Here is a 12,293-nt window from a genome sequence, read left to right as displayed (position 1 = left end):
AACGCCGACACACCCGCTCCCGCCCGGCCTCCGCCCGGCCCCGCCCACCCTCTTCCGCCCCGCTACCCGCTTACCGCTCCCCACTCAGACCGTGTCGAGCCGCGCCCGCTGCGCCGCGTCCAGTCGCAGGTCCACCGCCGCCAGGGCCTCGTCCAGCTGTGTCAGCGAACTCACACCGAGGACGGGTACGACCGGGACCCGGCCGCCCATCAGCCAGGCCAGCACCACCTGGTTCACGGTGGCCCCGGCCTCCGCCGCGACCTCCCGGACGACCCGCAGCCGGGCCACCGACCCGGGGTGGTCGTAGCGTTCGAGCAGCGGCTGCTCCGGCCGCGCGTACGCGCCGTGCATCAGCGTCGAGTACCCGAGCAGTGTCAGGTCCTCGTGCGCGGCGGCGTAGTCGAGCAGTTCCTCGTCGGTCTCCCGCTGGAGTCCGGAGTCCGCGCCGAAGCGGGGCCGCAGGTAGGTGTGCCGCTGCTGTACGGCGCGGAAGCCGGGCAGGCCCTGCGCGGCGGCGATGCGGCGGGCCTCGGCGAGCCGCCACGTGGCGTGGTTGCTGAGTCCGAGCACGCCCACGGTGCCGTCCTGCACCAGGCCCGCGAACGCCCCGACGGTCTCCTCCAGCGGCACGTCCCGGTCCTCGACATGCGCGTAGTAGAGGTCCACCCGGTCGGTGCCGAGCCGCCGCAGGCTGCCGTCGATCCCGGCCCGTACGGTCTTCTCGCCCAGCCCCTCCAGGTTGGCGGGCCACTCGGGGCCGCGCGACGGGTCGGGGCGGGCGCCGACCTTGGTGGCCAGCACGGTACGGTCCCTGGCGCCCCTGCTGCGCAGCCAGCGCCCGAGCAGCAGCTCGCTCTCGTCGCCGGTCCCGCCCGGCACCCAGCAGGCGTAGTTGTCGGCGGTGTCCACGAAGGTGCCGCCCGCCTCGGCGAAGCGGTCGAGAAGGGCGAACGAGGTCGCTTCGTCGACGCTGGTGCCGAACGGCAGGGTTCCCAGGCACAGGGCACTGACCGTGGGCCCGGAGCCGCCGCCGAGTGTGCGGTAGCGCATGGTGGATCTCCTTGTCGGAGTGCGTCGCGAGCCCCCGTGCATCCGGGCCCGGAACAGGTGTGGTGCCGGTCCCGTCCGGACCGGCACCACAGACACTGCCTCTTGGAGTGCACACCAACGCAAGCCCCGTCGGCACACCCACGCGCGGGCGTACGCACCGGCACGCGCCGCCCCGCCCTGGCTCACGCCGCCGCCCTGGCACGCATCGCCCCGCAAGCGCGCCCTGGCACGCTCCCCGCGCCTGCCTCCCCGGCCTCAGACGCCCGCGTTGAGGAACAGCCCGCCGTCGACCTGGAGCGTCTGCCCCGTGACCCAGCCGGCGGCGTCGGACAGCAGGAACGCCGCCGCGCCCCCGATGTCCTCCGGGACGCCGAGGCGCCCCATCGGGTAGCCCGCGGCGGCCTCCTCCTCGCGGTTCTCGTACAGCGCGGCCGCGAACTTGGTCTTGACCACCGCGGGGGCGATGGAGTTGACCCGTACCGCCGGCGCGAACTCGTGCGCCAGCTGGAACGTCAGGTTGATCATCGCGGCCTTGCTCATGCCGTACGCGCCGATGAAGGGCGACGCCGAGACGCCCGCGATGGAGGCGATGTTGACGATCGCGCCGCCGTTGTCCTTCTGCCACGCGTGCCAGGTGCGCTGCGCGAAGCCCAGCGCGGAGATGACGTTGGTCTCGAACACCTTGCGGGCGACGTTCAGGTCGAGGTCCGCGATCGGGCCGAAGACCGGGTTCGTACCGGCGTTGTTGACCAGGTAGTCGACGCGGCCGAACGCCGCCATGGCCCGCTCGACGGCGACCCCCTGGTGGGCCTCGTCGTGCGCCTTGCCCGCGACGCCGATGACGCGGTCGGCGCCCAGCGTCTCGACGGCCTCCTTGAGGGCGTCCTCGTTGCGGCCGGTGATGCAGACCTTGTCGCCGCGGGCCACGAGCGCCCGCGCGATGCCGTAGCCGATGCCCCGGCTGGCGCCGGTGACCAGCGCCGCCTTGCCGGAGAGCGGCGGCAGCGTTTTGTCCTGTGCGGTCATGTCGCCTTCTCCCGGCTTCAGTTGAGCGGTCCGCCGGCCACGTACATGACCTGGCCGGAGACGAATCCGGCCGCCTCGCCGGTGAAGAAGGCGATGGCGTTGGCGATGTCCTCGGGCCGGCCGACGCGCTGGACGGGGATCTGGGTGGCGGCCGCGGCCTGGAAGTCCTCGAAGCCCATGCCGACGCGCTCGGCGGTGGCGGCGGTCATGTCGGTGACGATGAAGCCGGGGGCGACGGCGTTGGCGGTGACGCCGAACTTGCCCAGTTCGATGGCGAGGGTCTTGGTGAAGCCCTGCAGGCCGGCCTTGGCGGCCGAGTAGTTGACCTGGCCGCGGTTGCCGAGCGCCGAGCTGGAGGAGAGGTTGACGATACGGCCGAACTTGGCGTCGACCATGTGCTTCTGACAGGCGCGCGACATCAGGAACGCGCCCCGCAGATGCACGTTCATGACGGTGTCCCAGTCGGTGTCGCTCATCTTGAACAGCAGGTTGTCACGGAGCACGCCCGCGTTGTTGACGAGGACGGTCGGCGCGCCCAGCTCCGCCGCGACCCGCGCGACCGCCGCCTCCACCTGTTCCGCGTCCGAGACGTCGCAGCCGACGGCCAGCGCCCTGCCGCCCGCCGCGGTGATCTTCTCGACGGTGTCCTTGCAGGCCGCCTCGTCCAGGTCGAGGACGGCGACGGCGCGGCCCTCGGCGGCCAGGCGCACGGCGGTGGCCGCGCCGATGCCGCGGGCCGCGCCCGTCACGATGGCTACGCGCTGCTCGGTGGTGGACATGCGGGGTTCTCCTCACCCTCGAAACCTCGACGAGCGGTCCGCCGCACCGCAACCGCAGGTGAGCAACCGCTTAGTAGCTTCAGCAGGGCTGACGCTAGAAGCCCGGCCACCCCCTGTCAACGCCTCCCCGGCACGCCCTCGCACTTCACGGCGGCCGCCGGACTCCCGCACGGGCCGGCGGCCGTCCGCCTCACCTCACCAGCAGGTCGAGCAGCCGCTCCGCCTCGATCGACGGGTCCGCGGTCAGCCCGGTGTGCACCGGCCCGGGCTGGACGACGGTACTGCGCGGCGCGATCAGCCACCGGAAGCGCCGCCCCGCGTCGTCACCCGCGGCCTGCCCGGCCCGCTCGCCGCCCGCGCAGACCCCCTCGACGGCACGCAGGGCCGCCTTGACGCCCTCGACGTCGGCCGACGCGTCCAGCGCCCGCAGCCGCCCCTCGTCCAGATGGGTGCGCGCCTCGACGAAGCGCCGGGCGCGGCAGTACACCACCACCCCCGCGTTGATCATTTCGCCGCGCTCGACCCGCGGTACGACCTTGAGCAGGGCGTACTCGAACACGTCGCGTCCGTTGTGCAGGCCGCTCACTTCACTGTCCTCCGCGGCAACTCGGTCGCCAGCCAGCCCGGTACCCGGGAGGGTCCGTCCTTCGTACGCTCACCGAGGGTGATCTGCTCGCCGATCACTCCGGCGCGTCCCAGCAGCGCCCGTACGTAGGCGCGGCGCAGCTCGTCCGGCGAGTCGAAGCCGGGCTCGTCCGCCAGCCACTCGTCCGGCACCGCGGCGGCGACCTCGGTCAGCAGTTCCTCGGTGACCAGGGGCGCGAGCTCGGCCGCCGCGGCCGCCACGTCCGGTCCGAAGCCCGCCAGCACGTGGTCGGAGGCGTCGTACGGCTTGGCGGCCGACTTCTCGGCGGAGGGCCAGTTGTGCTGCCAGATCATCGTGGCGCCGTGGTCGATCAGCCACAGCTCACCGTGCCAGACCAGCAGGTTGGGGTTGCGCCACGAGCGGTCCACGTTGTTGATCAGCGCGTCGAACCAGACGACCCGCCCCGCCTCCCGCCCGGACACCTCGAAGGCGAGCGGATCGAACCCGAGCGACCCCGGCAGGTAGTCCATCCCCAGGTTCAGCCCGCCACTGGCCTTCAGCAGCTCCTGCACCTCCTGGTCGGGCTCGCTCAGCCCGATCACCGGATCGAGCTGCATCCGCACCAGCTCCGGCACCCGCAGCCCCAGCCGCCGCCCCAGCTCCCCACAGACAACCTCGGCGACCAGAGTCTTGCGCCCCTGCCCCGCCCCGGTGAACTTCATGACATACGTACCGAGATCGTCGGCCTCGACGATCCCCGGAAGCGACCCACCCTCACGCAAGGGCGTGACATAGCGAGTCGCGATGACTTCGGACAACATGCGAATCAGGCTACTTCCTGAGCTTCGTCGCAGGTCAGCGACGTACGGTCAATTCGGTCCGGCCATACCGATACAACTATATCGGTACAACCGCATCGACTCCGTCGCGATCGTCACCCCCACCCGGGAACACTCCCGAAGGGATCTGGGGAGAATTCGGGGAGTTTCACTTCCCAACCACAGCTCCCACCGGATCACCGAGCTCCCCGTCGACAGCCCTGCACCCTCGACCGCCGGCCTCCGGCCTCCGGCATGAAGTGAGCATAGTGACTCAGCGTGACCATCGACAACGAGCGCCCCAGCCACCCGGCCAAGGTCACCACTGACTCGCCAGGCTCTGGAACCACCGACGCGCATGCATGCCTCAGCACATGAAAACCGTCTCGGTGCGCAGCCTTCCACCGCCACGGCTTCGCACCCGCAGGACGCGGAGGGATGATCCCGATGCACGCCAACGCGGGCCTCCACACATAGGTGTTGTACGTGTTCACCGCGATGGCGTTGCCGAATCTGGTCGTAAGCAGCAGCGAAACCGTCCTCGTCGGCTTACCTGGCCCCCATGGCAACTCCGCCCACACGGCCGGACACATTCTTCGAATGTCCCCCCAGCCCACAGGCGACGGAAAAATACATGTCCACGGCATGCGTCTTGCCGCCCTCAGGGAGCGTGAAGTAAAGGCGCACGCCGTCGGGTGTCTTGCTGCTGAGCACGGTGCGTGGCCCGCGCAGGCAGGTCTTGAGCTCGGCGAAGACCGCTTCCGCCTCCCAGCGCTCACGGTAGAGCGCGGCCAGCCGGCGGGCCGGGGAGTGGCGGGCATCGAGCAGGCTGGTCACCAGCCGGTACTCCCCGGCCGCCCGGCCGGTGCCGTCCAGGCGGTAGGCCACCACCCGGACGGTGACCGGATCGCTGCGGGCGGCGTCGGTGCAGGCGTGGATGCGCGACAGCCAGGATCCGTCCCGCAACGTGCGCTCGACGGGCAGGACGCGGTTGGCCGGCACCCGCCACAGCAGGACGGGCCGAACCAGGGGGTGAGAGCGGTGTCGTTGCGTCCGCGGAAGAGCAGGGGTGTCCCGGTCAGGGGGAGTGGCTTCGATGCCGGCGCGGATCGCGTACCGCCGCTGCCACTCCTCGGTGGCCTGCTCGCGTCGGTTGTTCATACGGGACGAGTCCGGTCGCGGCGGGGATGCCGTAGCGCCTGAGTTCGGCGGTGATCAACGGCTGGGACTCGTCGACGAACTGTCCGCCCATCTCCACGGGCTGTCTGGCGAAGGTGGCGGTCCAGGTGCGGCCGCCGATCCGGTCACGAGCCTCCAGCAGCAGCGGGGTGAGCCCCTTGGCCTGCAACTCCCGTGCCGCTATCGCTCCCGCGAAGCCGAGGCCCACGACGATGGCGTCGTAGCCGACGCGCGGCTCGGCACCCCGGGCGGCGGTGCCGCCCAGGGGTCCGGTGACGGTTCCGACTGCAGTGGCCGCGGCGGTGAGCCCGCCGAGCCTGAACAGCCGCCGACGGGACAGGCCACCGGTGCCGCGTATGCCTGGCTGGTTGTCTTCACTCACTGGGTTGTCCTCAGATTTCCTGTGATCGCGTGTACGTAGAACCAGGGGGGCGGCTGAGGAATCGACGTCTGCCTGCGCGGCCCGTGTCCTCGCGACGCGCTCGCTCCGCCGGTTCGGCACGGCTGATCGGCTCGACAGCCGGCGGAATCCAGCTCGCGTTCGCGAGACAGGCGATCGGAAATGTGGTGCCACCTCAGAGCGAGACAGAACCCGGACGAGTCCGTGGCTCCACAACGGTGACAGGCCGGGACGCGTCCGCGTACGCGGTCGCGTCAGCCTGCCACAAGGTGCTGCTCCCCCGTTGCTCGTGCAGTGTTGCGTCGGCCTGCTCCGGGAACAGGCCCTCCGGCGTGCCGTCACCGGTGTCGCCGGACGTTCAGATGGTACGGCCCCCGCACCTCACGGTCGCGGGGGCGGTGTCGTGCGGTCGGTGGCTGTCACCGACCGCAGGTGACATCAGTCGCGCCACGCCCCGGCGGCCGCGGCGTCCGAGACGAACTGGGCGAAGGAACGAGCCGGGCGGCCCAGCGCGGCCTGCACACCGTCGGACAGGTGGCTGTCCATGTCCCGTCGGATCGGGCCGACCGCGTCCGCATAGTCCTCGGCGTCGGCCTTGGGCCAGCCTTCGGCGATCAGTTCGGCGACGAAGTCCTCGGGCGAAAGGGGCACGTAGCGCACCGTGCGGCCGGTGGCCTCCGAAATGAGGGCCGAGGCCTCGCCAATGGTCAGCGCGCTCGGTCCGGACAGCTCGTAGGTCTTGCCCACGTGCTTGTCCTCGGTGAGCGCCGCGACCGCGACGGCGGCGATGTCCTCGGCATCCACGAAGCTCGCCGCGCCGTCACCGGCGGGCAGCCGGAGCTCGCCGGCCATCACCGCGTCCCGGAAGAAACCCTCGCTGAAGTTCTGCGCGAACCACGCCGGCCGGACGATCGTCCACTCCAGCCCGCAGTTGCGCACGGCGTCCTCGCCGTCGATGTGTGTCTTGCCCGCGATACTGTCCTCGCCGGCGTAGCCGGGTACGTCGGCGCCGCGGCCGGACAGCAGCACGACGCGCCCGACGCCCAGTTCCTTCGCGCGCTGGACGAACGGTCGCGTCAGCAGCTCGCCATCGTGCGGCACGATGAAGACCTTCTTCACGCCCTCAAGAGCGGCGTCCCAGGTGCTCTGGTCCGTCCAGTCGAACCGGGGGTCGCTGGAACGTGACCCCACGCGCACCGGGGCGCCCTTCGCGCGGAGCTGGGACACGGCGCGCCCGCCGACTTTCCCCGTGCCGCCGGTAATCAGAATCTGGTGCTCAGTCATGGGCCCCACTCAATCGTCCGGCGTGGAGCGAAACCATGGTTGAGACGCCCATGTCGATGTTCGAGCGTCTACATTGGAGGGGTGGACACGTTAGCGAATCTGCTGGACGGGGTACGAGCGCGCGGCGCTGTGTTCACCCGGACTGTCATGAGCCCCCAGTGGTCCCTGCGTTTCGCGAGCGGCGCCCAACTTACGCTGGTGGTCGCGGTCAACGGCGGAATCTGGGTCACGCCCGCCGGCAGCAAGCCCGTCCGAGTCGACTCCGGTGACATCGTCGTCGTGCGCGGCCCCGCCCCGTACACGGTCGCCGAGGACCCCGCGGCGCCGCCCCACCAGGTCATCACCAGCGCGGACTACTGCGCGCACACCGCCCGTGCCGTCGCGGGAGGCGGGCCGGCCCCCGACCCGCGGACCTGCGGTGTCGGCGAAGCAGGCGCGGCCCTTCTGATCAGCGGTGCCTACGAGGGCCGGACCGGCATCAGCGACCGCCTCCTGGACGCCCTCCCGGACGTCCTCGTCGTACCGGAACGGGACAGCGAACGTACGCTCCTCGCCCTGGTCACCGAGGAGCTGCGACGCGACAAGCCGGGCCAGCAGGCCGTCCTGGACCGGCTGTTGGACCTGCTGCTCGTCTCCACGCTGCGTGCCTGGTTCGACCGCCCCCAGAACCACGCCCCCGCCTGGTACCGCACCATGGACGACTCGGTCGTCGCGAGCGCGCTGCGGCTGATGCACGACAACCCCGCCCACCCGTGGACCGTAACGACCCTCGCCTCCAAGGTGGGCTCCTCCAGGTCCGGTCTGGCCCGGCGCTTCACCCGCCATGTCGGTGAACCTCCCATGACCTATCTGGCCGCGTGGCGGGTCGCCCTGGCCGCCGACCTGCTCCGCGACACCGACGCCACGGTGAGTTCCATCGCCCGCAAGGTCGGGTACTCCAACACCTTCGCGCTCAGCGTCGCCTTCAAGCGCTGCCGCGGCATCACGCCCACCCAACACCGTGCCGCCACTCTGCGCACCCGGGAGCTGAACGCCTGACCGAAAGCAGCGCCCTGTCCGCAGGTGCCGTCCGTGGCGCGGTCCGGACGCCCGCGACAGACGAGGACCCCGGTGGCCAGGCAGGCCGCCGGGGTCCTCGGGTCTCGGGTCGCGCGAGGCGTCACACCGTCACGGATGCGGATTCCTGCGGACGGGGGGCCGGAAAGTAACCCTGGTCGGTGAAGAACTTCAGGTAGCGGGCCAGCAGTGCGCCCGTCACCCGCGGGCAGCTGATGCCGCTACCCGCCAAGGCCGCCTCCGTCTTGTGGGTGTCCATGTCGGGGTAGCCGCCGATTCCGGAGATCGCGGCTTCGAAGACGTCGAGCAGCGGCAGCAGCGAGTTCTCCGGGTCGCTCCGCACGGTCCGGCTCCACTCGGCCCCGTCCAGGTCCACGAGGGTATGGCCGAGGGCGCGGAGCCGGTCGACAACCTCGGAGAAGTGCAGGCGATGCGGGTTGGACAGGTTGTACGTGTCCCCCACCCCCGTGAGCAGGGAGGAGAGCCGCAGGATCGCGGCACTCACGTAGTCGACCGGTGTGGGGTGGAAGTAGCCGGAGATCCCCACGGGGACCGCGCCCGCCGTGAGCATGCCGCGGATGCTCAGCCACACGAAGTCCTGGGTCTGGCAGGCCCCGTTGACCTGGTCACCGGAGACCACGTCGACCCGGTACACCGAGACCGGGATGCCACGCGACCTGGCGATGTCGATGACACCCTCGGCCACCCACTTCGCCTGCCGGTACCCGTTGGACAGCACCTCCGGCGGTCCGATCGGGTCGTCGACGGAGATCCGACGGCCCTCGACGGCCTCCTGGGCGTAGACGCCGGTGGACGAGATGTAGTGCACGGGCACGGTCCGGTGCCGGGCCGCGAGCCGCAGAATCTCCTCGGTGCCCGCGACGTTGGCGGGCCGCAGCGCCTCGTACGGGTAGAGCCAGTTGACGCCGGCGCCCGCATGGTAGACGACGTCGACCAGCCGGGCCAGCGCGTCGAAGTCGTCCTCGGTCAGCCCGAGGGCCGGTTCCGCGAGATCACCGACGACGATGTCGATCCGGTGGAAGTCGAGGTCGGCCCCGGTGCGGTACCACTGTGCGGCGGCCTCGATGCGGGCCCGGGCGTCGTCCTCGTCCACGCCCCGGACCAGGCAGCTAATCCGGGCCGTCGTCGTCTGCAGCAGATCCCGCAGCAGGAAGGAGCCGAGGAACCCGGTTGCGCCGGTCAGCAGCACATGCCGGGGCTCGGCGACCCGGTCGACGCTCTCCGCGGCGGTGATGTCCGGTGCGAGACGGACCTCGGCGGCGAAGTCGACGGTCTCCCGGCTGCCTTCCGCGCCACCGGCCAGATCGGCGAGCAGCCGCCGCGCCAGTTGCCGGGGGGTGGGGTGGTCGAAGACCAGTCCGGCGGGCAGCGGCAGGCCCACGGCTTTCGTCAGCCGGTTGCGCAGTTCGACGGAGGTCAGCGAGTCGAACCCGACGTCCTGGAAGACCTGGTCCGCGGGTATCGGGGCGTCGGGCCCGCGTCCCAGCGCCGCCGTCGCCTGCTCGATGACGAGGCCGAGCAGCAGGCGCTGCCGCTCCGGCTCGTCCAGGGCGGCCAGACCGTCGAGGACACGGCCCGCACCGGTCAGCTCTTCGGCGGCCGCCGCTACCGGCCGGTGCCGCACTCGCGTCAGGGCGCGCAGCACCACGGGCTGGCGGGGATGGGTGCGTGCCGCGGCCAGGTCCACCGGCAGCGCGATCACCGCGGGGTGGGCGGCGCCCGCCACGGTGTCGAGGATCGCCAGACCGAGGTCGGTGGGCAACAGCCGCATGCCCTCGCGCGCCATGCGGCTCAGATGCACCTCGGTGAGGTGCTGGGTCATTCCGGTGGCGTCGGCCCACAGGCCCCAGGCCACCGAGACGGCGGGCAGCCCGAGGGCGGCCCGGTGCTGGGCCAGGGCGTCCAGAAAGGAGTTGGCGGCCGCGTAGTTGGACTGCCCGGGAGTGCCCAGGACGCCCGCGACGGACGAGTAGAGCACGAACGCGGACAGACCCAGGTCCTTGGTCAGCTCGTGCAGGTTCCAGGCCGCGTCGACCTTGGGCCGCAGCACGGATTCCAGCTGCGCCCGCGCTGCCCCGTCACCGCGGCCGGCCCCAGTTGCCGCCGGGGACGGCGGTCGAGGTCGACCGCGCGGTCACGCGCGATGGCGTGGTCGGCCTCGGAGACCGTGACGTCATGCTGTCCCGGACGCTGGCGGGCAGCCGCGTGGTGCTGCGGATGGACGAGCACCTCCTCCACGTCATCAGCGGCGGACGCGTGGTGAAGACCATGCCGCCGCCCATCCCTCCCGGCCGGCTTCCGCTTCTCAAGGGCGTCCGGGCCGCCACCGAGGCACTGCCTCCCAGCGGTCCGATCGGGCCCGTCACCGTTCAAAGACTCGTCAACGGCAACGGCCGCGTCATGGTCGCCGGCCAGTACAGGAGGATCGGAGCCGTCCACAGCGGCAAGGTCGTGAACGTGATCGTGGAGGACACCCACTTCCGGATCGTCTACGACGGCGAAGAACTGGCCGTTCATCCCCGCACCAGCGACAAGCCAGTCACCAGAGTCAAAACATGGCCAAGCCGACAATCACGCCCGCCACGTCAAGCAAGTCATGAGGACACAGCGTCAAGTAAGTCTTGAGCCCTCACACCAGAGCGCCTGCCGGGGCGCCAAGCAGTCCATCGACAGCCCGCCGCCCCGCCCGCCGACCTCCGACCTCTGGCCTCCGGCACGAAGCGAGCACAGCGACTGAGCGTGATCACGAGAACAAGTGACCGAGCCACCTGGCCAGGGCCACCACCGACTCACCGGTCTCAAAGGACCACCAACGCGTACGTGTGCCTCAGCACATGAAAGCCGTCCCGGTACGCGGCTTTCCACTGCCACGGCTTCGCACCTACCGGTCGCGGAGGGATGATCCCGATGCGGGTCAACGCGGGCTTCACACGTAGGTGTTGTACGTGTTCACCGCGATGGCCTTGCCGAACCTGGTCGTGAGCAACAGCAGAACCGCCCTCGCCGGCTTGCCGGGCTCACCATCGAACCCGCGCAGCAGACCCCTGAGCTGAACTGCGACGAGTTCTCGTTCACCTCGACATACAACAGCGACGGCATGCCGAAGGCCGAGGGCGGCCTGAACCCTGACCTGCTGCCCGGCGGCACCCCCACCGGCAAGGCGTGAATGAGCACCTACACGAAGAAGCTGGGCTCAGTGGTACACCTGCTCACCCTCAACGGCACCGATCCGACATTCACGATCCGACATTCACGGAAGTGTGTGGCCGGTCGGCGATCTCCGGCATGCACGCCACGCCCGTCACCTGTAAGCCGGCGGCACCTCAGACCATGGGGATCAGGAGCGCGGGAAGGTCGCCGGCCTCAACGGCCTCCTGGTCGATGGACAGGTCGCAGTAGGTGCCGACGGCAGTGAACACCGCTGCGGGCAGCCGGGGCCCGTATTCCTCGAAGTGCGCCACCACGGCGTCTTCGCCCACATCCCCGATGGCCGGGAACACCGCGCCCGCTGCCCGGAGTGCCGCGGTCAGAGCGGAGGCTTCCCCGGTGTCCTCTCCGAAATCGGCCTGCAGGACGCGTCCGTCACCTGGTGCATGGACGATCTGAGACGGGGGGCTCCACCGGTTCATCGTCACGCAGACGATCTCCTCGTCCGGTCCGGGGCGCATCGACTCTGCTTTTCGGTAGCCGGTGCACCACGTCGCCATGCCCCAGTCTTCCAGCACGTACACCCAGTCGCCGCACGTCCCGTACATGACCGGGTTGACGTGGGGCGCGGGCCGGCCCGGTCGCCCCACCGGCACGGCGACATCCTTGTACGCGATTCCCTCGGCAAGCTCATCGAGGTCGGCACCCAGCGCGATGAGGAACTCGTCCGCGTCGAGGCCCCGGGCGCAGGTCAGCGATATCCCTCCGAGCATTCCGGGCAGGGCGGCGGATTTGGCTGTGGTGCTGTGTGCGCCTATCCAGGCGACCCCGTCAGACATACGCATCACACTAAGGGCTTGCAGAGAATCAAGGTGTTGCTTCCCGTGATTCGGCTCGTTGGTGTGGTATGTGCATCTCCGACGAGGTCCGTGGTCAACTCGCTGTGA

At 70.6% G+C, this 12,293-nt stretch carries 12 protein-coding genes; 2 read left to right on the top strand and 10 right to left on the bottom strand.

Annotated features, from left to right (window positions below):
• Positions 1-84: 84 nt before the first annotated feature.
• The 8 genes from ACFV57_RS23555 to ACFV57_RS23520 form a co-directional block, all read right to left on the bottom strand.
• Positions 85-1,050 carry an aldo/keto reductase gene (locus ACFV57_RS23555; RefSeq protein ID WP_385235570.1) on the bottom strand — a complete coding sequence of 322 codons (966 nt, stop codon included), beginning with the start codon at positions 1,048-1,050 and terminating at the stop codon, positions 85-87.
• 255 nt (positions 1,051-1,305) lie between these two features.
• Positions 1,306-2,076, bottom strand: coding sequence for an SDR family oxidoreductase (locus tag ACFV57_RS23550; protein ID WP_385235567.1), 771 nt, complete (start codon positions 2,074-2,076; stop codon positions 1,306-1,308).
• Between the two features lie 17 nt (positions 2,077-2,093).
• Complete coding sequence (fabG, locus tag ACFV57_RS23545; RefSeq protein WP_385235564.1) at positions 2,094-2,855, bottom strand: 3-oxoacyl-ACP reductase FabG; 762 nt, start codon at positions 2,853-2,855, stop codon at positions 2,094-2,096.
• 190 nt (positions 2,856-3,045) lie between these two features.
• On the bottom strand, positions 3,046-3,441 hold the full coding sequence (locus ACFV57_RS23540) for a DUF3037 domain-containing protein (protein WP_385235561.1): 396 nt from the start codon (positions 3,439-3,441) through the stop codon (positions 3,046-3,048).
• Positions 3,438-4,262, bottom strand: coding sequence for a HipA family kinase (locus tag ACFV57_RS23535; RefSeq protein WP_385235558.1), 825 nt, complete (start codon positions 4,260-4,262; stop codon positions 3,438-3,440). Before ACFV57_RS23535 ends, ACFV57_RS23540 begins: the two co-directional genes overlap by 4 nt.
• 546 nt (positions 4,263-4,808) lie before the next feature.
• Entirely contained in the window at positions 4,809-5,420 is a 612-nt protein-coding gene (locus tag ACFV57_RS23530) for a transposase (protein WP_385235555.1), read from the bottom strand.
• A complete protein-coding gene (locus ACFV57_RS23525) occupies positions 5,338-5,820 on the bottom strand; it encodes an FAD-dependent oxidoreductase (protein ID WP_385235552.1) in 483 nt (160 codons plus the stop codon). Before ACFV57_RS23525 ends, ACFV57_RS23530 begins: the two co-directional genes overlap by 83 nt.
• A gap of 456 nt (positions 5,821-6,276) precedes the next feature.
• Positions 6,277-7,122: an NAD(P)H-binding protein gene (locus tag ACFV57_RS23520; protein WP_385235549.1), complete on the bottom strand. Its 846-nt coding sequence runs from the start codon at positions 7,120-7,122 to the stop codon at positions 6,277-6,279.
• An 81-nt stretch (positions 7,123-7,203) separates the two neighbouring features.
• Here ACFV57_RS23520 and ACFV57_RS23515 point away from each other — a divergent pair, with 81 nt between their 5' ends.
• Positions 7,204-8,160: a cupin domain-containing protein gene (locus ACFV57_RS23515; RefSeq protein WP_385235546.1), complete on the top strand. Its 957-nt coding sequence runs from the start codon at positions 7,204-7,206 to the stop codon at positions 8,158-8,160.
• Between the two features lie 121 nt (positions 8,161-8,281).
• Here the strand turns inward: ACFV57_RS23515 and ACFV57_RS23510 are convergent, their stop codons facing one another.
• Complete coding sequence (locus ACFV57_RS23510) at positions 8,282-10,258, bottom strand: thioester reductase domain-containing protein (protein WP_385235909.1); 1,977 nt, start codon at positions 10,256-10,258, stop codon at positions 8,282-8,284.
• A gap of 116 nt (positions 10,259-10,374) precedes the next feature.
• Between ACFV57_RS23510 and ACFV57_RS23505 the strand changes: the two genes are divergently transcribed.
• Entirely contained in the window at positions 10,375-10,824 is a 450-nt protein-coding gene (locus tag ACFV57_RS23505) for a hypothetical protein (RefSeq protein WP_385235543.1), read from the top strand.
• Between the two features lie 698 nt (positions 10,825-11,522).
• Here ACFV57_RS23505 and ACFV57_RS23500 read toward each other — a convergent pair.
• Entirely contained in the window at positions 11,523-12,185 is a 663-nt protein-coding gene (locus tag ACFV57_RS23500; RefSeq protein WP_385235540.1) for a hypothetical protein, read from the bottom strand.
• Between the last annotated feature and the right edge of the window lie 108 nt (positions 12,186-12,293).

The sequence above is a fragment of the Streptomyces sp. NPDC059788 genome (genome assembly GCF_042732265.1).
GTDB lineage: Bacteria > Actinomycetota > Actinomycetes > Streptomycetales > Streptomycetaceae > Streptomyces.
The sequence above is the reverse complement of the archived record's forward strand: the minus strand, read 5'-3'. Positions and strand labels throughout refer to the sequence as shown.